The following is a 24,003-nucleotide window of genomic DNA, read 5'->3' as shown; positions in this document are numbered from 1 at the left end:
ATTTGCGTTTATTCGAAAACATTGAATTTGATCCATCGAAGTATAAATCTGTTGCTCGGTCTTGCCGTTGTTTTTTGCTCCTGTGCCCCGGAAAAAAATAACGTAATGAGCAATTCATATCACAACATGACGGCACATTACAATGCCTACTTTATTGCTTTAGAGCATATTAAAGCAATCGAAAATACCATTGAAGAGCAGTATGATTGGAATTACAATCTCATTCTGCCGATATTTCCGCAGTTCGATACGACTGCAGCGAAATCTTTTACTCCACAAATAGAAGATTGTGTTGAAAAAGCTTCTCTAGCTATTCAACGACACAAAGGCTCTAAATGGGAGGACGATTCTTATGTACTCGTCGGCAAGGCAAGGTTCTATAGTCTAGATTATCAAAATGCGGTGGAGACATTCAAGTATGTGAACACCAAGGGCAAAGACGACGATGCCAAACATGAAGCATTAGTGGCCTTGATGCGCACATTTGTTGAGTATAAGGAAAGCAACAACGCCATTGCTGTATCTGACTATTTAAAGAAAGAAAAACTCAGTAAAAAAAATCTTAAAAACTTATATCTAACTCGTGCCTATCTCCACCAGAGAAGCACAGACTATAATAGTATGGTCCAAAATTTAATTCAGGCAGAAGCACTTATAACCAACTTTAAAGAAAGAGCCCGAATTAATTTTATAATTGGCCAAGTCTACCAATCGTTAGGTTTTGATGGTGAAGCCTATGTTTATTATAAAAGAACTCTAAAAAACAATCCTTCCTACGAGTTATCTTTTTATACGAAGCTTAACATGGCACAGGTGACTCAACTTGCTAAAACCAACGACGCGAAGAAAGTTAGAAAGTATTTCAGAAAACTATTGAAGGACAGAAAAAATGAAGAGTTCAAGGATAAGATTTATTATGAAATGGCAAAGTTTGAAGTGCGTCATGGTTATCTTAATCAGGGCATTATCTACTATAATTCTTCTGTTCGATCAAGCGTGAATAACAATCGACAAAAGGCTCATAGTTATTTGAGTTTAGGAAGAATATACTATGACAGTCTTGCCAAGTACAAACTAGCAAAGCTGTATTATGATAGCACTTTGAGTGTCTTACCAAAAGACGAGCTTGAATATGAAGAAATTGAGGCAAGACAAAAGGTTCTTGAAAACTTCGTAGAGCAATATACCATCATTCAGGTCAACGATAGCCTGCTCAATCTTACAAAGCTCCCACCTGATTCCTTAGACCGTTTCCTCTTAGCCTATATTGAAAAAGAGGAGCAATCAGAGAAGAAAAGAAGGGAGGATGAGAAAAGAAGACAACGAAATGAAGCGCGCTTAGCAGCCAATAGTTCTAGCCCATTTAATCAAACTGCAAGAGACATAGGCAGCAATAACTTCGAAGGCACAGTCTGGTACTTTTACAATCCAGCTGCAGTCTCAAGAGGCAAGTCTGAATTCAAAAGAATATGGGGAGACCGATCTCTGGACGACAATTGGAGAAGATCGAATAGCGCTGCTATTGCTGCAGTATCAGAAGAAGAGACAGAAGATAATAGTAAAAAGAATAAAACTGAGCAGACTTCTAAAAATGAAGAGAAGGAATTTAAGATTGACAAATCTGAATTACTTGCCACTCTGCCTCAAACAGAAGAAGACAAGCAAAAGCTACTGGATGAAATAGAGGAGGCAACGTATCAACTGGGCAACATTTATAATTTTGATCTTAACGAAAAACACAATTCTGCTGAAACATTTGAAACTCTTTTTAATAGATTCCCAAACTCAAGCTATCGGGAAGAGGTCATGTATTCACTATTCATCATCTTCAGAGAGCTAGAAAATTTACCAAAGTCCGATTATTATAAGAATTTACTACTCAGTGAGGCGCCAGAAAGTATATACGCAAAAATAATCGTTAACCCTAATTATCGAGCTGAATCGCAGGCAGCTAGCGAGAAACTTAAGAAAATTTATGCAGAAGCATACTTCGATTACGAAATAGGAGAATACAAACAGGCAATGTCACTAATAAATGATGGCCTGCGTGAATACCCTGACAACGATTTTGTCGATAACATTGCACTGCTCAAAGTCCTGGTTCAAGGAAAATCCGAATCCATCTACAAATACCAATATGAGCTAAACAATTTTATCAAAACTTATTCCGAGAGTGAGCTACTTCCTTATGCGGATTCTTTGGTAGTTGCCTCAGAACGGTACCAGATCAATCTGGTCAATAGTACACGAGCCAAATTTATCTCAAGATTTGACAAACCTCATTTCTTCATATTTGTCTACGAAACGAGCCAAGAACTGTCCGATGCTTTACCACAATATTTTGCAACGTTAATTTCGGAAGACAGCTCGTTGAAAATTGGAAACCTCATTTTGGATGGAAAACACTCAATGGTGCTAATTTCTGAGTTTCTAGATAAGCAATCTGCTAACGAATTTAACACCAAGGTGGAAGCCGAAAAGCCAGCCGAAAAAATCAATAAGACTGGCAAATTTTCTAATTTCGTAATCACAAAAGACAATTTTAATATTCTATATCAAACCAAGGAGTTGGAAACATATCTTAAGTTTTATAGGAAAAACTACCAGCAATGAATAAGTACAAAAGGCTAATAGGATTAGTTTGGATATTGCTTACCGTCAGTGTACTTGCAATTTTTTTGATGTTTTATTGTATCAAAATAGATGCTTTTGGGCTATTTGGCGGACTACCAAGTACTAAATCACTTGAAAAACCTGACCCGGATTTATCCTCAGAATTATTTTCCGCTGATGGCATATCTTTAGGTAAGTACTTTCGCCATAACCGGACCGAAGTTTCATACAATGAGTTATCTCAGGAACTGATCGATGCGCTCCTTGTAACGGAGGATATAAGATTTACTCAGCATTCAGGAATAGACTTAAGAGGTCTTGGCCGTGTCTTATTTCAAACCATCCTCATGGGAAATAGGAATGCCGGCGGCGGCAGTACACTTACTCAGCAGGTGGCTAAAAATCTTTTCAAGACCAGAGATTTGGGTGGCAAGCTAAGTAACGTTCCCGGTCTAGGGATTTTCATAATAAAAATGAAAGAATGGATAGTTTCCATCCAGTTGGAAAGTTCATACACCAAGGAGGAAATTTTGGCGATGTATTTGAACACAATAGAATACGGAAATAACACGTACGGTATCAAAGTCGCTGCACAGACCTATTTCAACAAATTACCTAGTGAATTAAACCATAAGGAGTCAGCAATTTTAGTTGGCCTCATAAACAAACCCACAAGGTACAATCCCATAAGAAATCCTGAATTTGCCTTAGAGAAGAGAACTGAAATACTATATAACCTTCTCAAGTATAAAAAAATTGACAGAGCTACTTATGATTCATTGAAAATTTCTGATTTCGGACTTCAATATAAAGTACAAGACCAAAATGAAGGTCTGGCAACTTACTTTAGGACCGTCATGCGTAATTTTCTAATGAGTTGGTCAAAGACTAATGGATATGACCTGTTTGCTGACGGCCTAAAAATTTACACAACCATTGATAGCAAGATGCAGCTGTATGCTGAACAGGCGATGGCCGAAGAAATGGACACTCTACAGCAGGTTTTCATCAACCATTTGGAGGGAGATGCACCTTGGATTGATGAAGACGGCAATGAAATTCTGGATTTTGTGGATAAAGCTATTAAGCGAACTCCGAATTACAAACTCCTGGCAACTAAGTATGGGGAAGACTCTGATTCGCTTAATTATTGGCTTAACTACCCAAGAAAGATGTCAGTATTCAGCTGGGGGGGCGAAATCGATACTACGTTTAGTTTAATCGACTCACTCAAATATTATAAACACTTTCTGCAGTCTGGCTTTATGGCTATGGACCCTCAGACCGGACACATCAAGGCTTGGGTAGGTGGCATTGATCATAGGTACTTCAAATTTGACCATGTCAAACAAAGTAAAAGACAACCGGGATCTACGTTCAAACCATTTGTATATGCCCAAGCCATTGATGATGGATATTCCCCTTGCTATACCGCTGTCGACGCTCCCGTAACCTGGATGATGGATGATCCTGAAAACCCAACATGGACACCTCAAAACGCCAATGGAAAATTTACCGGCGAAACCATGACCATCCGTAGAGCAATGGCTGCATCGGTCAATTCTGTTACGGCCAGAATCATGCAAAGGATCACACCGCGAGCAGCAGTTAAAATGGCACATACATGCGGCATAGAAAGTCCATTACCTGCAGTGCCCGCTCTATGTTTGGGCATTGGAGAGGTTTCGCTTTATGAACTGGTAGGTGCCTATTCTACGTTTGCCAATCAAGGCGTTTGGACTCAACCTTTTTTTATTACCAGAATTGAAGACAAAAATGGTGTAATTGTTCAGGATTTCATTCCAAAAAGAAGAGAGGCTCTGAGTGAAAAGACAGCCTATCTTATGCTACATATGCTAAAAGGAGCAATGGAAGAGCGAGGAGGGTCCGCTCACGCTTTAGATTATAGATTAAAGCAAAACAACGAAATTGGAGCAAAAACAGGCACCACGCAGAACGCCTCTGATGGGTGGTATATGGGTGTCACCCATGATTTGGTAGCTGGTGCCTGGGTAGGTGGTGATGATCGTAGCATTCACTTCAAACACTGGGCTCTGGGCCAGGGAGGCAAGACCGCCAGGCCGATATGGGAAAATTTCATGCTAAAGGTTTATGACGATCCGCGAACCGGTGTGGAAAAAGGTTATTTCAAAAAACCGAGTACGCCGTTAGGTGTTGAACTTAACTGTGAGCTTTATGAAGGAGGAACTGATGAATCAGATTCTTTGGACCTTGATCTCGGATTCGACGACCTCCATCTTTAATCAGAAGTTTTGGGTAATAAAAAATATCCCGTCGATTTAAAGTCATTACCCAATTCTCCTGGCGTATACAAGTACTTCAATAAAGGCGTTCTGATATATGTTGGCAAAGCCAAAAATTTAAAAAAAAGAGTTACAAGCTATTTCAATAAACAAACTGGGAACAGTCTCAAAACAAGAAAGTTGGTCAGGGAAATTGATCATGTGGACTATGTAATAGTTGATTCCGAATATGACGCCTTGTTATTAGAAAATAATCTTATCAAGGAGAATCAGCCTAAGTACAACATACTACTTAAAGATGACAAAAGTTTTCCCTTCATTTGCATATCTAACGACAGATTTCCTAAAATTTACTCGACTCGTCGCGCCGAACTCAACGAAGGAGAGTACTTCGGCCCATACACTAGTGTCAAAGCACTCAATAACGTGTTAGAACTAATACGCAGTCTCTACCATGTTAGAACTTGTAATTATTTGCTATCAGAAAAAAATATTGAGAACAAGAAGTTCAAGGTCTGTTTAGAATATCATATTGGAAACTGCCTTGGCCCTTGTGAAGACCTTCAGTCGGAAAGCAGCTACCTTGCCGAAATAGACCAAGCCCGTCATATTATCAAGGGACATTTGAAAATTGTAAAGGATCATTTCCTTTCTTCAATGAAAACCGCTGCAGAGGAATTAAACTTTGAAAGTGCACAGGAATTTAAAACCAAAATTGAATTCCTTGACAAATTTCAATCTCGAACCGTTATCGTTAACAAAAAACTTAAAGGCATCGATGTCATCACTATCACTTCCACTGAAAAAAAGGCCTTTGTCAATTATATGAGAGTTGACAATGGTATTATTAACATATCTGATTCCATTACTGTGAAAAAGAGATTAGATGAATCCGACGAACAAGTTCTAGAATTGCTCATAATCGAACTTCGCGAGAGATTCAATAGCGAATCAAAGACCATACTCAGTAATAAAATATTCGAATATTGGGAAGACTCAATGGAAGTGAATGTACCCCAAATCGGAGATAAAAGAAAATTGGTCGAGTTATCACTAAAAAATGCTCTTTATCACAAAAAAGAAGCTTTATCCCAGGCCGAAAAAACGAAGCAGAAGGAAAATCGCGTTACGCAACAACTCAAAGACGACCTCAAGCTCAAAGCAATTCCTAATCACATAGAATGCTTTGATAACTCCAACATTCAAGGAACAAATCCTGTTGCATCTATGGTTTGTTTTAAAAATGGCAAACCCTCAAAAAAAGATTACCGTCATTTTAAAATTAAAACAGTTATTGGTCCGGATGATTTTGGGTCAATGAAAGAAATTGTATTCCGAAGGTATAAACGTCTTCAGGATGAGAACATCCCGTTCCCTAATCTTATTGTCATAGATGGTGGAAAAGGTCAATTACATGCTGCATGTGACGCCCTCAAAGAACTTGGGATATACACTGACATCCCAATAATTGGTATAGCCAAAAGACTTGAAGAGATATATTATCCTGAAGATAGTATTCCTCTCCATATTAGTAAAAAATCCGAGTCCCTTAAACTTATTCAACAATTACGTGACGAAGCTCATCGTTTTGCTATTACCTTTCATCGCTCACTTAGAAGCAAAGGTCAAGTCAAATCAGAGTTGGATCTCATCTTAGGAATCGGTGAGAAGACAAAGCAAAAACTGCTGCAGGAATTTAAATCTTATAAGAAGATTGAACTCGCTAGTTTTCAACAACTTGAAGCAATAATTGGTAAGAAAAAGGCACTCATCCTGTTAGGATATATACAAAAAAAGGGATCAAATTGATCCCTTTAAGTTTTATGAATGCGTGGTTGATTTTAAAACTCCCAAAGTTCGTTCTCAAACTCAACCATATCATATTCTAATTGTTTGGATGCCAAAATCGCATCTCTTCTTGACTTGGTATAAATATCAACAATTCGATCATCCTTTGGATTAGCAAATTTTGTCAAGTTTGAACCAAATAATCTCAAATTGAATGCGTCAGCCATATTCCTATGCTCTGCCATGTTTTGTGCATTGTACCAAATTGCCTCATCTGGCATACTTCTAAACAAAGCAACTAAATCTTTGTACTTAAATGCAGCCAGTGGCTTTTCAAAGAGTGCGGGATTCTTATCGGCAGGAAGGAATAAAGTAATCGCTTGAATATCATAGAAAATCCTAGACCTCATCCGATCAAAGTATATCTCCTCTTTAATTTCTGCAATTGAAAAATCTCTCGTCGCGAATTCGTTGCTATCAACAATTTCTTCTTCTGGTTCTTCAGCATCATCGCCTCCTCCTCCAAAAAAATCATCATCAGAATCAGCCCCGAATCCCATATCAATTTCCTCCTGTGTCAATCCTCCTCCTTCGTCCTCAAACTTCATGTTCTCTAAAAATGTCTCCTTCGACATTCTTGTATTGACAGAATCGTTTGTATATGGAAAGAGTAATCCAGATTTTACAGCATTGATGATAATGGTCGACAATTCTCCATTTCTAGAAAAGAACGGAGCATTTTGTTTTTCTTCCAGATCCATTCTTCTCCAAACTGTTTTTTTGAACATTTTGTATGCTTCATTCACAGGACGAACAGAATCCTTATTATATCCATCCGATTTTTCCTGTGCCCTGCTCGATTCAGTAGCGAACAAAGCAAAACAGACAAAAAGGCCAATTACATAACAAAATTTCTTCATAACCTATTTGTTTAGTTTATTCTCACCGTAATAATTCTTGGTCCAAAGTTTTTGAAATTTTCAATATCACCCTTAAAATTTCTTCTTTGAACCTTTTTCACTTCTATCACCAAAGCATCACCAGCTCTGGCTTGTGATGCAATTCTTGATAAATTTGCATCAGGGCTTTTCAGTTTTAGTGGTGCTCCCACTGCTCTTCCTGATCTTACTAGTGTAATTTCAGCTCCTGAGACTCTAAATTTAGCATCTTTAGGTAAAAATTGAGCAAAACTCTCATCTGGTTTAGCCATAATCTTTAGTGATCGAGGTGCTCCTTTTACTCCTGACTTCAAATTAATAGGGCCTCCTTTACCCATGACAATGATCTCTGGCTTTGGGATTCTTTTCACCTTGAAATCCTGCGTTCCAATCAAATTGCCACTACTAGAAACACTTAACGTCACTTTTGCTGAGTTTGGTATAATAACTACCTCACCTTTGTCAGCACCGGCTATATTAGTTCCTCCTTTAGTTGAAAAGGAAGGGTTGTATGAAGTTCCCATTGCTGGTACTTGTACATCCAATTCATTTCCACAATTTAAATAAAGTGCTTGTACGGAAGCCGATTGAATTTGCATAACTGGTTTAGATACGATGTATTCAATGGTGTCTACAAATGTGGTATCCCTTCCTCCAGGCATTCTCACGCTAATCGCTCCTATAAAGGATTGCTTTGAATTGCCTGATTTGTCGTAAGTACCTGGTCGTGCTGTAAAGGCTACTTTACCCATACCTCCAACAACCTCTATCTCTTCGCCATTTATTGTCATAGTAGGAGAAACAGAAGATGATGACGCTGCGATAAACATATCAGCTTCATACTTCGTTCCAGCTGCAACCACTTTTGAATGAGGCTTTACCATTGGTACAATTTGGTCGAATTTCAAGTCTTCTGCACCAACCTGACGCGCCAAATCTTCGAGCGCTTTTGTTTCTTCCGTAATTACATCAGATTGAAATTGACTTAAAGAAGCAAGAGCTCCAACCATCGGGGTATTATGACCAAAGTTCAAGTCTGCAAATCCCTTATCTCTTTGGTTCGGGTCTTCCGCAAAAACCTTAATGTCTTTTGCATCTTTAGCAATATCTAATATTGTTTTGTCTCCTGTCGTCTCTCTCAAGAATTGAGAATAGGCATTCAATTTCTCTTTGAGTTCTTCACCCAATCCTTCATTAACGAACATGTTGGGAGCCGTATCAATATCCTTCTGTCCTAAATATACACCAGTTTCAGGGTCTCTACCACCAGATCTGGAAACAAGCTCCTCCTTATACTCATCCACTTTTTTCAAAATTTCAGCAGTAGCAGCTCTAACTTCCTGAGCTTTTGTCATGACAGCAACATCCTTTTCTCGATTACCAGCATCAGCCACTGTTTTCTGAATGCTTTCTAATTTTTTAGAGTTATCATCTACTTTATCATCATTGGTAGCCTCAAATGCTTGATTAATAAAAATAAATTTCTCTAATACGCTATTACTTACTTGCAGAGCCAAAAGGGCGGTCAGTACTAAGTACATCATGCCGATCATCTTATCTCTTGCGGATTGTTTACCTCCAGCCATAATTTTCGCTTTTTAAGGTTAAAAAATTATTTAACTTATTTAGCTGATGAAGTATCTCCCCCACCTCTCATAGCTGCCAACATGCTTCCATAAATCTTGTTCAAAGAAGTGATGTTGGTATTCAAACTTGTCATTCCTGATCTGAATTTCTCAGTATCCTTAGCTGCCTCAGCCATACCTTCCATAGCGGAAGTGACATTAGAATAGAACTTGTTCATTGCTTTCACGTGACTGTTAGCATCCTGAAGTTCCATTTCATAAACTGCATTAAGTGCTCCAAGGTTCTTGGTGACGTTTTTCACTTGAGAGTGATACTCGGAAGCGTCCTTAGAAGCGTTAGCCATATCAGACATAGAAGTAGCTGTTGTGGCATATGATTTGTTCATTTCTATGAGTGACTTTGAAGCAGTTTTAACGTTTGTTGCATACTCATTGGTTGCAACAGCCGCATCGCTCAAATTTGACATTTTCTTTGCGGATTCAGCCATATGCCTCATGCCATCACCTAAGCTTTTAATTAAATCTGGTCCAACCTTGGCCTCCGCCAACATTTTATCCATTTGCTGTGATGCTCCTCCTGCTGCGGCTGGTACCGCCGCACGTGGTTGAGCTTTAGGTCCATCATAGTCATCTGCTAATTCTGGATAAACTTTAGACCAATCAGTTTCAGCATGCTTTGGTTCAAACGCACTCAAGAAGAATATTACTGCCTCAGTACTCAACCCTATGGTAAGCATCTCACTTGCACCTGGCAGGTGAAGAATTTTAAACATAGCACCAACAATTACTACAGCAGCTCCAATGCCATATACCTTTGGCATTATTGTTGAAAACAAAAGCTCTTTAAATCCACCTTTTTTCGCACTCATATTATTTAATATTTTAGGTTATTTAATACAGTTTTAATTATTAAAATTCATTTCCACCGGATCTACCCAAATGTGTCATTGCACATCTGAATCCAATAGATGCTCTGGTTGAGTCTTTAAATTCGTAGGTTTTGGTTCCGGTCTCAAGATAATAGGCAATATCTTTCCAAGAGCCACCTCTTATAACCTTTTTTGGTTCATCATCGTCAAAATAAGTAGGGTTCAAATCCCACACTAGCGGCATTGCAGACGGGTTAAATGCATCTTCGCACCATTCAGCAACATTTCCTGACATTTCATAAAGCCCATAATCATTTGCAAAGAAGGTCCCTACTGGTGAGGTATAAGCAAATCCATCATCGAAGTAATTTCCTCGACCCGGCTTAAAGTTTGCTAAAAGACATCCTTTTTTATTCCTGATATATGGGCTACCCCAAGGGTACTTATTCATATCTCTTCCTCCTCTAGCCGCGTACTCCCACTCCGCTTCGGAAGGAAGTCTAAAATTAGGCATTGGAAAAAGTCCGCGATCCGCACGGAAATTATTCAAATGATCTGTCCTCCATTTACAAAAATACTTAGCAGCCTCCCAATCTACCCCTACTACAGGATAATGATCGAAAGCCGGGTGTGACCAGTAGTACACCATCATTGGATCTCCCATATGATGCGTGAAGTCTCTTACCCAAACGGAAGAATCTGGAACTAAATCTTCAACAACAAACCCTTCTGGAAGATCAGTTTCTGATCCCTCAGTAATATCTTCAACAAATTGACGATATTCATTGTTTGTAATTTCAGTATCGTCCATATAAAATGGGCCGATAGTAACCTGTTTATTATAATTGATTTGGGTAGCAGCTACATCCTCATCAGCTTGTCCCATGTGGAAAGTCCCAGGGGGAATTGCTACCATACCGAATGGCCGAGCCATTTCCCAACCTTCTCGTCCTTGAGCTCCTATCAACTCTCCATTGCTGTCAATCTGGCCGCCCTTACCTCCGAAGATATTTAGTAAGCTACAACTTTGAGTACCAACAAGAATAATGAATAGGAAAAGAAACGAAAAAATTCGGTTTACACTAAATTTATTCATAACACAACATTTATAACATTCATACTTTAACATAACAAGTATACACAAAATATATTGCACGGTTTAAACCATAAATATAATCTTTACATTTCAAGATACATTAAATCTCGAACAAAAATTATTTCACGCCACTAAAATAAGAAAAGCACTTCCTTTCCCGCGATTTTCAATCAACTAATTATGCAATTAATATCGAAACCTTGGCGTACGGATGATTTTTTTCGCACCTGTGGAAATGGATGGCAAGTCATAACGGATAAATATTTCGTGCGAAGTCGGCTCTTTGGCGGATTGTTCCTTTATGACATAGTCGAATGCATACCCCGCCTTCAATTGATTGTTGCCGAAAAAAGAATAACCCATAAGAAGAGTCATGGCTTCGTTATTTCTATAGGACAATCCTCCCCACAATTTTTCATTATATGTGCCAATTACACTCAAATCAAGTGAAAAAGTATTAATATCTGAGGTAATTAGAATCGATGGTGTCAAATCAATATTATAGGTAAGCCGATAATTATATTCTCCATAAAGATTGTATACCATACTCATCTTATTATTGCTATTTCCTGAGCCATCAAGTCCATAGTCCATTGTCGGTCTGAGTAGATGGTTAACTCCGGCCGCTATTAGATAATCTTCTGTGGAATAACCAGCGCCAAAAGCCAAATCCAATGCGGCTTGAGACTCTTTTCTTTGTATGTTTTTTGGATCTGAAGGATCAACAAATCGTAACTTCGAAAAATCTAATGTCCTGTTTATTAACCCAGGCCTAATACCTAAACTTAATGTGCCTCTGTTCAGCCTTTTGTGATATGCAATAGAGACTTGTGCCTCTAAATTATTGAGTACACCTAATTTGTCATAAACAATGTTTACTCCGACGCCTAATGGTATTTCTTTTACTTTAACTGGTGTTGAAAAATTTAAGAACTGCGTTGATGGAGCTCCCCCATCCTGTTCAAACGTTGGCTCATAGCCTAACCATTGGGATCGGCTCAAAATGCTAACACTGCCTTTATCATCCACAGCCGTCAAAGCCGGGCTCCAGTAGGACTTATTAAACATGTATTGGCTGAAATGAGGGTCCTGCTGTGCTGTTAGCTCAAAGTAGGCAAAAAACATCAAAGCTATTATTATAGATTTCCTCATAAGATCTCGCCGTTACAATAATGACATCGGCTAGAATGCCAAGGCATTATGTAATAATAACGAAAAATTGAAAATACCCTTATTTAGTTTGAAACAAATACGAGTAATTTCTCAATTTTTAAATCTTATTCGCCTTTTTTATGTACAACTCCAAGGCACCTGTCATTGATGGTGCGTTCGGTAGGGGTGCTTGAATATCAAGAATTAACTCTGCATCCTTTACAGCTTGTGCCGTAGTAGGACCAAATGCAGCAATTCTTGTATTGTTTTGTTTGAATTCAGGAAAATTGACCATTAGGGAATTAATACCTGATGGACTAAAAAAAGCAATTATATCATAGTTGACGTCTGCTAAATCAGATAGGTCACTGGCTACAGTCTTATAAATGATAGCTTCAGTACAATCAAATCCGTTTTCGTTTAGAAAATCAGGGATATCGTTTTTTCTGATATTTGAACAAGGAAAAATGTATTTTTCATTTTTGTGCTTTTTCAATACTTCAATTAATTCACTGGCCGTCCTTGACCCAGTAAAAATCTTTCTTTTCCGAATGACTATGTACTTCTGTAGATAATTTGCCGTTTGTTCTGAAATACAGAAATACTTCATGTCAGAAGGTATCTCTACTTTATTTTCAGTCGCCAATCTAAAAAAATGATCTACAGCATTTCGGCTTGTAAAAATAACAGCCGAATGCTTTAAAATATCGACCTTTTGCTGTCTAAACTCTTTTATATCGACAGGATCAATCTGAATAAATGGCCTAAAGTCAATTTTTATGTTGTACTTTTCAGCCAAATCAAAGTACGGTGATTTGTCACCTACTGGTTTCGGTTGAGAAACTAATATACTTGATACTTTCTTTAACCTTGCTTTGTCTTCAATCAATAATTCTTCACTCATTCCAATGGACCTTTTTGAAAACTATTATGTAACTATTTTAAGAAAATCTTAAAAAATAGTAGTAGTGGGATCAATTCTGTGCTGCAAAGGTAAGAAAATAAATGAAGTTTTCGAAAGGTATAAATCTTATTTAGAACAAAAAATATGAGAATAAGTCGTCCAGACCATACCGCCACAACCATTGCCTGAATCACAGACCACCCCTTCGTTATGAGCGATCCTTCAAAAATCCCATAGATCACACTTAATATGAACATAGTAATAGCAATTATTAAAGAATGTCGGAAGTAAGTAAAAAAATGCAAATGCCGTGCTTTTTGAATTTTAAACAATTCTGAAGTGATTAAGATCAGTAACCACTTCAAGAGCATCAAAGCAAAACAACACCCGCTGATTTTCAATCCCATAGTGATCCTATTTCCTTTAGATAACCCAAAAGGGAAGTCAATATGTACATCACTCTGAAAAAGCCCAATGTTCATAAATGAATTACCGACAAGAATGGCATAAAAAATGACAAAGCCAATGTTTGGCCATGCAATTGGGGAATGGGCTATAATTAGGTCAAAATTTTGCCGCAACTGAAGCGATCTACTCAAAGAAAAATATTCTTGAAATAGGCGATAGTTAAATGATCTGAATAGAGCAATTAACGATAGTGTTACGATAGAAATTATGATAAATGAATCTATTTGACTCTGATCAATTCGTTTCTTTAAAAGCCAATCTTTCGATATGGAATAAGTTCCTTCTTCCTCATTTACAATCGCTGTACTTATTTTCTTTTCATTAAACTGAGGGCTGAATATTGTCATATTCACTTCGTTCTTTTTGTATATGGCTTGTATGCTATCGAGGCTAAAAAAAACCAACTCTCTGCCCATCGTGCGGTAGACCAATTCATCTTCTATCCAAACAAAACAGTTGTCAGTCAGGAGTAGTTTGACTTCTGAGTTTTTGTATTTGTTGAAATCCAATTTAAATCTTATGGCCTTAGTATTTGGCTGTTTAAAGAAGGGGACATATTGGTTGACTTCTTCATCATAGACCTCCCAATCCCAACGCAAGTTTCGCAGCTCAACACCGGATAACGTTTCTTCATTGGCCGTAGCGCTGGGTAATTGATGCACTACCAATAAAACAAGAATAATTAACTTCTTACACATCCAATTGTGCTCGCCTTTTTTTGATTAGAATTTCCAAAATGATGCTAAAAAGAACCGCTCCGGTTCCCAAAATAATAAGTAAAGCTGAGTTGCCCAGATTGGAAAAGAATATTGCGAATAGTATAACGGACAAATTGACAAAGACCAGAACCAACACTACTTGAAAATGAGATAGCCCCAAATCACATAAATAATGGTGAATGTGATTTCTATCTGGCATAAAGGGAGATACACCTCGATAAACTCTGATTATAAATACTCGAATAGTATCAAATATTGGAATAAACAAAATGCTTATCGACAGAGCCGGAGCAGAAGCGATTTTATCCATTTCAATGAAATGAATGGCCAGAATAGAAATAATAAATCCACTGACCAAAGCACCTGTGTCTCCCATAAAAACACGTGCATTGAACAGATTGTACCTCAAAAAACCGAACATGGATCCAGTAAGAGCAAAACAGACGTAGGCATAGCTTTCTTCCCCCGAGACATAAAAATAAGTTCCAAATGTCGTACATATCACGACCACAATAAAACCTGCCAGGCCATCAACCCCATCAATGAGGTTAATTGCATTGGTAATGCATAATATGACTAAAAAGCTAAACGCGTAACTCATGCCAACTTCCAAATCGTATATTCCAAGAAACCCTTGAAAACTTGAGATTCGAATATCTGCATAAAACAAAACTATTCCTGCAGCCAAAACCTGTACGAAAAATTTCTTGAAAACCGATACTCCATTAATATCGTCCTTCACGCCGACAAAAAAAATGATAAGACTTCCAGCCAACAGCTGTTGAATCCCAAGGGACATCTGCCCAAAAATAGCAACGCCAGTCATAAAGCCGGCGAAAATTGCCAAACCACCTAGGCGAGGCGTATTGATATCATGAAATTTTCTAAAATCAGGCTCGTCCAAGATACGTTTGCTATGAGCCACACTAATAATGGTTGGAATAGAAAACATAGAAATGAGAAGCGCCCAGAAAAATATCAGTATGGATTCGATCATATGCTAGTCGTATTTGGCTCAAAGTAAGTCAAAACTCAATACCTTTTCAAAAAATGGCAGTATATCCAAAATGAATTTTGGAAGTGGCAAAAGAAAACGACTCTCCATTCCGTCTACCCAATCCGTATAGTATCTTAAAATTACCTTGGGCAGTGGCAAATTGCATCCCTATTCCAACACCGGCTGGTCTATCATCAAATGATCCGTTTAGGATTTTATAGGATAAAAAAGATTGATCATAGAAAGCCAATAGATAAGATTGGACATCAAGGTAATAACGCCATTCCAGATTGAGGACAGCATATTTTGACGCAAAAAATTCAAGTTCATTGAACCCTCTTATGGACTTCAAACCTCCAAGTCTAAATAAATCATTCAGATAGAGATAATCATTAAATATAGCTCCGTTTTTTGAGGCTAGGTATAGTACTGATCTTGATGAAATTCGAAAGTATGACTCCAAGGTGGATCGCAAGCGATATTGTGTGGATTCAGGAATGGTACCGCCTGACCCTTGAATAGATTTTCTTCCTATATCGGCGTCCCACTTAATTTTGAAACCCCTCTTCGGGTTAAATAACTGATCAAGTCGATACCATACAACAGTCAGACCGTAGTAATCTATATCGAAGTCACCACTAATTTCTTTCTGATCATCTAATTCATTGCCAAGCAGGTTCTCGTAACTTACTCTCATCTCTACATTTTTGATTGGGCGGTAATCAAAGGCTAGCTGTATCGATCGATTAGAATAAACTGTGTCTTGTCGAATTTGGTCAATAGCAAAATAAAAATCCAATGGTGATCCAAAGAGTATAGGATGTAGGTAATTGGCATGCAATTGCTGTGAGCCAGGATCTAACCTGTTCCATTTGACTTCTATCCTTTTACCTGACTTGAACAAATTCTTGATACTCAAATCCAACTCTCCTGTAACCTCTACGCCTTCACCATCTTGGTCTGGAACCAGACCTAAAATTCCGTCAAAGTGATTCACCTTCTTATGAGCAAGATCCAATGAGATTTTGGCCTTTTTTAATTGAAATGAGGTAGTCATTTTTTCGAGCGTCAAAAAGGGTAAATGTCGAATTTTGTCCTGCACTCCTGTTAGATCTTGTTCGTCATAAATTTTATCATAATCCAGCCCCAGATACCTACTCAGAAATATTGGATTTATCAGGCTTGGAGGATTTAACTCTAAGCTGTCGTAGGTAATCTTTGTGCCAAAATCTAGATGAAGATATGCACGCAAAGTGTCCACTTCCATTTTAGAAGAATCCATAATTATCTCAGCAAATGGATAACCATTAGCTTCCAAATAATGAAGTATCTTTTCAATTTCGGCTTCTATTTCAAAGGGAGACCTGACTCGGTCAAGCTTATTACCTGGGAAGTGTGGAAGCTTATTAAAAAGTTCATATTCATTATAGATTGAAATATCAATGACATCGAACTTTCTTCCTTGGTAACAGTACACTTTTGCCAGATTTGAGGTATGATCCACACTATCAATACTTGCCAACCAATAGCCATCTATTCGAAGTTTTGTTATTATTTCTTGACATACAGGTTCAATCTCTTCTAAATTCTTTACTTCCTGCTTTGGCCTATACCTTTCATCAAGTCCTTCAAAGACTACGACAGTTCTTGCGGAATCCATTTCTTGAGATCTAACAGTTCCATATGCTCCCAAAACCAGATAAAAACAAACAATATATTCTCTAAATACTCTATACATTAGCAGCTCAATATAACACGAACGCTTTGGCCGGAATCTATGTACATATTCCTTACTGTAAACAAGCCTGTCATTATTGTGACTTTCATTTTTCAACCAATCTAACGACCAAATCAGATTTAATTGAGGGAATTCTCAAGGAAATTGACTTGCAAAAAAAATATCTTGCTGAAGAAATTGTAGAAACCATATATTTTGGAGGAGGTACTCCTTCTCTGCTTTCTACATTTGAATTCTCTACAATTCTGGAAAGAATTAGACAAAATTTTTTAATTGGTCAAAGTCCCGAAATTACATTGGAAGCCAATCCGGATGATCTAACCTCCGCTAAATTAGCTGAATTAAAATCTGTCGGAGTTAATCGTTTGAGTATCGGCATCCAATCATTTGATGACGATCTCCTTTCTTACTTTAACCGTGCTCATGACAATGAAATGGCTGTAAAATCCGTTAGAGAAGCCAAGAAATTAGGGTTTACCAATCTATCTATTGATCTCATATTTGGTGCCCCTGATCAGTCTCTTGCCGCTCTGGAGGCCGACCTTGATCAAGCACTCAAACTCAGAACTCCTCATATTTCAATTTATGGTCTGACCATTGAGGAAAATACTGTTTTTGGGAAATGGCAGAAACAAAATAAACTGAATTCATTAGATGATGATATTGCGGCAGCACATTTAGAACTCATCATGGAAACATTGGAAAACGCTGGGTATATCCAATATGAAATTTCCAATTTTTGTCTACCGGGATTCGAATCCAAACACAATTCATCCTATTGGTATGGTACATGGTATCTGGGTATCGGTCCCGCAGCGCATTCATACAACGGTAAATCCAGACAGTACAACCAAGCACACAATATCAAGTACATTCAAGGCTTGAAAAATAATGAGTTGCCATTCACAATCGAGAACTTATCAGAAAAAGACCAAATCAACGAATTCATTATTACACAAATTCGCCTTAAGAAGGGGATTGATTGCCAGTATTTAATTAAACACTATTCATTTGATTTATTGAGCACGAAGTCGGAAGCAATTGAGAATTTTAACAAGGTGGAAATGTTAGAAACGGAGAGTAATTTTCTGAGATTAACTCCAAAAGGAAAATTACTTGCCGATTTCATTACTGAAAAACTCATAATCTGATTATATTCATCATTTATTAATTATTCCTGTAAAATGGTAGGGTGGACAAGTCATCATATTTGAATATCTAATTAGACACAGGACAAGAAATGAGCAGGCCCTCAGTATGACAAGACAAGAAAAACGTGCACTTATGTTACTCAAGTCCTTGATATTTCACTATCATGGATTAGATGAGGATGAAAAAACTATATTAGAAGAAAGTGCCACTCAATATGATGCTCAAAGGGAACTCGACTGGGCCAATGCCTTTATAGCAGAGGACTTTCTATCGGCCTTTGAGAGGGCCAGGGAATTTTTAAATAAAGTCATTGGCTCAATGCCAAAAGAAAAAAAACTTGACTATTTAATTGCTGTTTGGCAAGACAATCACAAGAAAGGGTATATGACCGAGATGGAGGCAACTGCGATGATCAATTTGGCTAAGGATTGGCAAATTCAAACAGAACTTATGGAAAGAGTGAGAGAGGGCTAAAGGCTCATTCTTTCTTTAAATTTCGACGCTTGTCTTCTGCTGACCTCCACCTTTTCCCCACCTTTTAGTTGCACCATCAAACCGCCATTAAACCAAGGTTCAATTGACTCGACCCATCCCAGGTTAATAATATGCTTTCTACTGGCCCGAAAAAATGACTTATCATCTAGCTTCTCATCTAAAGCATTCAGGGATTTATGAATCATTGGCCGAAAGCCATCAAAAAATACTTTGATGTAGTTGCCATCAGATTCAAACAACCTGATGTTTTCGAGTTTTACAAACCAACATTTCTCTCCATCCTTTACGAACACTTGATCGGTCGGTTTGAGTTTTTCTGTAGTCTCCACTGGAGGTGCTGGCCTCTCCGTTTGGCTAACAACTTTCTTGACCACATCGGCCAATCGGTCTGTGTCTATCGGTTTAAGTAAATAATCCAGCGCATTAAATTCAAAGGCCTTTATTGCAAATTGGTCATAAGCTGTTGTAAACACTACCAATGGCGTCTTTTCTAACATTTCCAACAATTCAAATCCTGTCTTATCTGGCATTTGAATATCCAGGAAGATCAAGTCTGGATCATGCTGCTGAATTTTCTCGACGGCATCGTCTGCATTGACGGCCTCGTCCACGATTTCTATTTCGGGGAATTCTGCCAACAGTGTTGTCAATTCTTTTCTTGCCAATCGTTCATCATCAATTATTATTGCCTTCATATCTAATATCCTTTCGGTAAAACCAATTCGGTCAGTACTGTATTTTCAGTTTCATTTTTTATTGCGAATCGTGCTTGATCCCCGTAGATCAATTTAATTCTCTTTCTTGTATTATCTAGGCCATAGCCTCTTAGTTTGGAGGGTTTGTTATTTAAATATACACCTGAATTTCTGATTTGAACTACCAAAAAATCTCCTTCTATTCTCGCCATTACACTGATCGTGCCGCCAGCTTTTAACCTAGAAATCCCATGTTTTATGCCGTTTTCAACTAAGGTCTGAATCATAAGTGGTGGAATCTTGACTTTATGGGTGCGCTTACTAATTTCAAACTCCACATTAAGGCGCTCTTCGTATCTAATCGACTCGAGGCTTAGATAATCCTCCACAGTTGCCATTTCATCCTGAAGTAGAACCAGTCTCTGCTTATCCACTTGAAGTGAATTTCTTAAAATGTTAGATAATTGGGTAATCGCAGACTTTGACTTTCGCGGGTCTTCATCTACCAAAGCTCTTATACTATTGAGTGAATTGAAAATGAAATGTGGATTAAGCTGAGCCCTTAGGTTGTTCAACTCTGTATCACGAATCACAGCTTCATAACGTAAGGACTTGTTGTATTCCTCAAAATAGTGATAGGTGAAATACACAAGTGACCATAAAAAGTACATGGCTGTCGGGCCCAAAATTCCCAGCAAAATATAATTGGGTCTTAATTCTACTGATACTTTCAGAGTACCCATCAAATAAGCCACAAATATCAATGTGAAATAATTGGCCAAACCTAAGAACAGATTTGATCCTAAAATCCTGGGAATAAGTTGAACGGAAGAAAATGTAAACCACTTTTTCTTCTTGATTTGCATACGCAGAAAATGTGAAGACGCCACATAAAATGCCACCTGAAAGGTAGCGCCGAAAACATCTGCAAGGGCAATTCTTTCACTTTGCATCACAAACACTGCAAAGTTGAGAAGACCCCAAAAGGACCACCCTATAATTTGACATAACCAATACGCACGCTGTTTAGTCATCTGCATATAAGTCAAATTTAGTGAAACCTTAAGATTGCCAGGCTAGGATTTTATTAGTGGTGAAATGACGATGCGGTTGGAATAAATGACTAATCATGTTGGTTATCTAGCTTACTAAAAACACCAGAGCGATAAATATTAAGAAACCGACCTAGTCTTATCAATTGACTAACAACTCGAGGCGAATTTCTAAGTCCTCTAACTTACTTACCAATTGTGAATGATCTAACGCATAGACTGAATCTTTGAAAGAAGTCTGAGTCAAGAAGAGTCTCTTTTTAGCTTCCTTCACATTTATCAAAGCATCCTCAAATTCATGGTTTTCATGATATTTGATTAACCCATCATAGTAATAGCTATATAGGTGATCAATATCTAGTAAATCAACTGAACCATCCTCAGGCATTGATCGCGATTCTCTAAAGTAGGATTCTGCCAATTCGTAATTCTTTGATTTATATTCTATAAGACCCAGAAGATCCAAATAGCCCTGATTTCTAAACTGATGTCTTTCTAAGAGTACTAGCTCATCTTTAATCACACCGAGTAAGCTATCCACCTCATTTTTGTGATGAAAATCCAGCCTCAACTGCTTAGCTACAGTTTGGCAAAACCAAATCGTAATTTGACCTAAATCTTCGAAAGTCTCTTTTAGCATAGATTTCATTTTACCATTGTCGAATTTTTTGGCCTCATCCAGATCATCATAAGCTACTACTAACATATCAGGAAATCTACTCATCATAAAAGTATCATTTTTAGATATGGCCTGTTCGTAAATATTAATGATAGATTTTGCACGATAACAATAGGCACGAGGAAGATCCTTACCACTAATCAGATATTTATGCTCCAATGTCTCACCAAACAAAATGAGGGAATTGAGATAATTTTTTTGGTTGTAGGCTTCCATACCCTTCTTGAATAAGTCTTCTTGTGCTAAGAGAGAGTACGAAACAAATAAATAAAGCAATGCGCTAGATACGAAATATTTCATGATGGTAATAGTTTGTCAAATGGTTAAAGAATTACTGTATCTAGCTGAAGAGAAGCCAAATGTAATTACTATTAATTGAGAGAATTGACAAATTCGATAAGTCTCCAAAAAAGGATCACGAGCAACTGTTTCTTCCTGACCAGTGAACCAGTCAGGCTTGTGTTACATGAAAGATTAGATCTTCTCGCCAGTATTCAATTGAAGTGAATGAATGCTTTTGAAGGCTTTGACTGAGTCGAAATAACTAATGTTACTGGCAAATTTCCAGTAAAAATTGCTTAGTTGGTCAAACGTTAATAATTCAGGCCACCAGCACTTCGTGATCTTCCTTAGGTTTTTCTTTCTTCCCCAACTTGGCTTTAACAAAAGGACGTATGATCAATCTGGTACCACGGTCGTAGGTAAAATAATTCCATAGCCAGTTACCGAAGATCACGATCTTGTTCCGAAACTCAACAATCAGAATTAGGTGCACAAACATCCAAGTCAACCAAGCCATGAAACCACCAAATTTGAACTTGCCGAGCAGTTCTGTAACGGCTTTGTTGCGACCTACGGTAGCCATAGTCCCTTTATCAATATAAGAGAAGGCTTTCCAAACTTTATCCTTTTTCAAGCCATTTAGGTTCTTAGCCAACAATTCTCCCTGTTGAATGGCCACAGGTGCTAGCATGGGATGTCCTTTTGGGTGATTTTCCGACATCATACTTGCCACATCTCCAATGGCATAAATATTTTCAAATTCTGCCACTCGATTATATTCGTCTACCTTAAACCTTTTATCAGGTGTAACATCAAGTGTCAATCCAGCGATTGCATTCCCTTTGACCCCCGCGGCCCAAACCAGGGTCTCGCTAGGGATCTGCATTCCGTCATTAAGTGTTACCGTTTCTCCATCAAAAGCCTTTACAATCTTACCTACATAGATATTGACGTCGAATTTTTTTAGATAATCAAATGCCTTTCTTCCTGAATATTCGGACATAGCGCCTAACAAGCGTTCCTGGCCTTCTACCAAATAGATCTGCATTTTATTCAAGTTCAACTCCGGGAAATCTTTGGGCAGCACGTGCTTCTTCAATTCTCCCAAAGCTCCAGCTACCTCCACTCCGGTAGGGCCACCTCCAACGATCACATAATTCATTAATCGCTGCATCTCATTTTCATCTGTTTTAAGAACCGCTTTTTCAAAGTTTTGTAGAATCTGACTCCTCAGGTTCAGAGCATGGGGTACTTGCTTCAACGGAAAACTTTTTTCTTCGAATTCATCGTTACCAAAGAAATTGGTCAGTGAACCGCAGGCCAGCACTAATCGGTCATACTTTAAGGTTCCAATATTTGTTTCGACCTGCTGTTTAATGGCATCGACTCGACTGACAGTTGCCATTCTGAAATAAAAGTTCTTCTTATTTTGAAAGCTTTTTCTAAGTGGACCTGCTATGGAATCGGGCTCTAGGCCAGCAGTAGCTACTTGATAAAGAAGTGGCTGAAAAGTGTGATAATTGTATCTGTCGAGTAGGACAACCTGGAACTGTCTGGTGTCCAATTTTTTAAGAAATCTGAGGCCTCCAAAACCTCCGCCTACCACGACTATTCTGGGTAGTTCTGTTTGAGGAATCTTAATTTCCTCACTTTCACTGACCATATTTTTACGGTTTGATTACTTTAGGAATTAACGTTCATAGGTTGTACGAAGTTGAGAATATCAAGACTTATTTATGAACTTCTGTCTACTCATTTTCATGATAATGCTGGCGTAATCACTCCCCTGCTTTTCAATGCCCAACTCATTGTGAATCCACTTATAAAAGATATCACGTGAATAAATGAAATATGAATGTCGATACCAATCACTGTCAGGTTAATAACCTCAAAACAGATCACTAATAGCGCTAAAAACCACTTCTTACGGCTACAAAACCCTAATGCACCAATGATTGCATAAAAACCAACAGAGCCACCCATCCAATTTCTTTCAAAACCAAACTGAAAAAATTCACTGTCTGGCCAATATGCGAGTCCAACATTAAAAAATGTTCCGAAGAATATCCCAATGAAAACATAGGAAACAAAAAATATTATAAAGGTTGCTTTGCTTCCATGTTGCACCTCAAATGATTGCACGGGCATCAAAAAACCAAAAATTGAAACGAAAAGTATATGGTCTAGCCCGTTGTGGAAAAATGGAGCTGTAAACCAGCTAAAGAAGTACGCAACAGGCTCGGTCACCATCTTGATCATCCAAATCGCTCTATCACATGCAAATGCCAACTGCCAAGTCTCATCGCAATTTCGAGTAGATGCAAAACCCAAAGCGCCAATAATAGACCATACAATGATCAAATAAGAAACTGTAAAGGGCCTTGATTTTAACCATTCGACAAAACCCATACGCTCCCCAAAAGGATTTGTCCAAAACCATTGGTAGGGTATGAGTTGTTCCGAAGTGTGTTTTTTGGTATGCGGTGTGCCTTTGTTTTCTTTCATTTCTACTACTG

General features: G+C 38.0%; 19 protein-coding genes. 5 read left to right on the top strand and 14 right to left on the bottom strand.

The features are described from left to right. Nucleotides 1–105 precede the first annotated feature (105 nt). The 3 genes from ABJD64_RS20290 to uvrC are packed head-to-tail and all read left to right on the top strand — an operon-like array spanning nucleotide 106 to nucleotide 6,686. The gene (locus ABJD64_RS20290) at nucleotides 106–2,613 is read left to right on the top strand and encodes a methyltransferase (protein WP_348180420.1); all 2,508 of its coding nucleotides are present in this window, start codon (nucleotides 106–108) and stop codon (nucleotides 2,611–2,613) included. After that, nucleotides 2,610–4,877: a transglycosylase domain-containing protein gene (locus tag ABJD64_RS20285; protein WP_348180421.1), complete on the top strand. Its 2,268-nt coding sequence runs from the start codon at nucleotides 2,610–2,612 to the stop codon at nucleotides 4,875–4,877. Before ABJD64_RS20290 ends, ABJD64_RS20285 begins: the two co-directional genes overlap by 4 nt. Nucleotides 4,878–4,886: 9 nt before the next feature. Next, nucleotides 4,887–6,686: an excinuclease ABC subunit UvrC gene (uvrC, locus tag ABJD64_RS20280; RefSeq protein ID WP_348180422.1), complete on the top strand. Its 1,800-nt coding sequence runs from the start codon at nucleotides 4,887–4,889 to the stop codon at nucleotides 6,684–6,686. A gap of 32 nt (nucleotides 6,687–6,718) precedes the next feature. Here the strand turns inward: uvrC and gldN are convergent, their stop codons facing one another. From gldN to ABJD64_RS20235, 9 genes are all read right to left on the bottom strand, one after another. Beyond that, a complete protein-coding gene (gldN, locus tag ABJD64_RS20275; RefSeq protein WP_348180423.1) occupies nucleotides 6,719–7,585 on the bottom strand; it encodes a gliding motility protein GldN in 867 nt (288 codons plus the stop codon). 11 nt (nucleotides 7,586–7,596) lie between these two features. Then, nucleotides 7,597–9,189 carry a gliding motility protein GldM gene (gene gldM / locus ABJD64_RS20270; protein WP_348180424.1) on the bottom strand — a complete coding sequence of 531 codons (1,593 nt, stop codon included), beginning with the start codon at nucleotides 9,187–9,189 and terminating at the stop codon, nucleotides 7,597–7,599. 35 nt (nucleotides 9,190–9,224) lie between these two features. Beyond that, nucleotides 9,225–10,058, bottom strand: coding sequence for a gliding motility protein GldL (gldL, locus tag ABJD64_RS20265; protein ID WP_348180425.1), 834 nt, complete (start codon nucleotides 10,056–10,058; stop codon nucleotides 9,225–9,227). A gap of 40 nt (nucleotides 10,059–10,098) precedes the next feature. After that, entirely contained in the window at nucleotides 10,099–11,154 is a 1,056-nt protein-coding gene (locus ABJD64_RS20260) for an SUMF1/EgtB/PvdO family nonheme iron enzyme (protein ID WP_348180426.1), read from the bottom strand. A 186-nt stretch (nucleotides 11,155–11,340) separates the two neighbouring features. After that, nucleotides 11,341–12,306: a type IX secretion system membrane protein PorP/SprF gene (locus ABJD64_RS20255; protein ID WP_348180427.1), complete on the bottom strand. Its 966-nt coding sequence runs from the start codon at nucleotides 12,304–12,306 to the stop codon at nucleotides 11,341–11,343. Between the two features lie 118 nt (nucleotides 12,307–12,424). Further along, nucleotides 12,425–13,210, bottom strand: coding sequence for a uroporphyrinogen-III synthase (locus ABJD64_RS20250; protein ID WP_348180428.1), 786 nt, complete (start codon nucleotides 13,208–13,210; stop codon nucleotides 12,425–12,427). Between the two features lie 32 nt (nucleotides 13,211–13,242). Then, complete coding sequence (locus ABJD64_RS20245; protein WP_348180429.1) at nucleotides 13,243–14,376, bottom strand: DUF4271 domain-containing protein; 1,134 nt, start codon at nucleotides 14,374–14,376, stop codon at nucleotides 13,243–13,245. Beyond that, on the bottom strand, nucleotides 14,369–15,394 hold the full coding sequence (locus ABJD64_RS20240) for an MraY family glycosyltransferase (protein WP_348180430.1): 1,026 nt from the start codon (nucleotides 15,392–15,394) through the stop codon (nucleotides 14,369–14,371). Before ABJD64_RS20240 ends, ABJD64_RS20245 begins: the two co-directional genes overlap by 8 nt. Nucleotides 15,395–15,440: 46 nt before the next feature. Then, nucleotides 15,441–17,054 (bottom strand): BamA/TamA family outer membrane protein, encoded by a 1,614-nt coding sequence (locus ABJD64_RS20235; RefSeq protein WP_348195342.1) that lies wholly within the window; start codon nucleotides 17,052–17,054, stop codon nucleotides 15,441–15,443. Between the two features lie 104 nt (nucleotides 17,055–17,158). On the opposite strand from ABJD64_RS20235, the gene hemW reads away from it, so the two are divergent. Together hemW and ABJD64_RS20225 are read left to right on the top strand one after the other, a co-directional pair. Continuing rightward, nucleotides 17,159–18,283: a radical SAM family heme chaperone HemW gene (gene hemW, locus ABJD64_RS20230; RefSeq protein ID WP_348180432.1), complete on the top strand. Its 1,125-nt coding sequence runs from the start codon at nucleotides 17,159–17,161 to the stop codon at nucleotides 18,281–18,283. A 106-nt stretch (nucleotides 18,284–18,389) separates the two neighbouring features. Beyond that, complete coding sequence (locus ABJD64_RS20225) at nucleotides 18,390–18,758, top strand: hypothetical protein (RefSeq protein WP_348203487.1); 369 nt, start codon at nucleotides 18,390–18,392, stop codon at nucleotides 18,756–18,758. Here ABJD64_RS20225 and ABJD64_RS20220 read toward each other — a convergent pair. The 5 genes from ABJD64_RS20220 to ABJD64_RS20200 form a co-directional block, all read right to left on the bottom strand. Then, nucleotides 18,755–19,474 carry a LytTR family transcriptional regulator DNA-binding domain-containing protein gene (locus ABJD64_RS20220; protein WP_348180434.1) on the bottom strand — a complete coding sequence of 240 codons (720 nt, stop codon included), beginning with the start codon at nucleotides 19,472–19,474 and terminating at the stop codon, nucleotides 18,755–18,757. The genes ABJD64_RS20225 and ABJD64_RS20220 overlap by 4 nt on opposite strands. Before the next feature lie 2 nt (nucleotides 19,475–19,476). Then, nucleotides 19,477–20,514 (bottom strand): histidine kinase, encoded by a 1,038-nt coding sequence (locus tag ABJD64_RS20215; protein ID WP_348180435.1) that lies wholly within the window; start codon nucleotides 20,512–20,514, stop codon nucleotides 19,477–19,479. A 154-nt stretch (nucleotides 20,515–20,668) separates the two neighbouring features. Beyond that, a complete protein-coding gene (locus ABJD64_RS20210) occupies nucleotides 20,669–21,505 on the bottom strand; it encodes a hypothetical protein (RefSeq protein WP_348180436.1) in 837 nt (278 codons plus the stop codon). A gap of 301 nt (nucleotides 21,506–21,806) precedes the next feature. Further along, complete coding sequence (locus ABJD64_RS20205; protein ID WP_348180437.1) at nucleotides 21,807–23,150, bottom strand: NAD(P)/FAD-dependent oxidoreductase; 1,344 nt, start codon at nucleotides 23,148–23,150, stop codon at nucleotides 21,807–21,809. A 95-nt stretch (nucleotides 23,151–23,245) separates the two neighbouring features. After that, nucleotides 23,246–23,992: a hypothetical protein gene (locus ABJD64_RS20200; RefSeq protein ID WP_348180438.1), complete on the bottom strand. Its 747-nt coding sequence runs from the start codon at nucleotides 23,990–23,992 to the stop codon at nucleotides 23,246–23,248. Between the last annotated feature and the right edge of the window lie 11 nt (nucleotides 23,993–24,003).

The organism is Reichenbachiella sp. (genome assembly GCF_039944555.1).
In the GTDB taxonomy this organism is placed as follows: Bacteria; Bacteroidota; Bacteroidia; order Cytophagales; family Cyclobacteriaceae; genus Reichenbachiella.
This window is presented reverse-complemented; position numbering and strand designations above follow the sequence as displayed.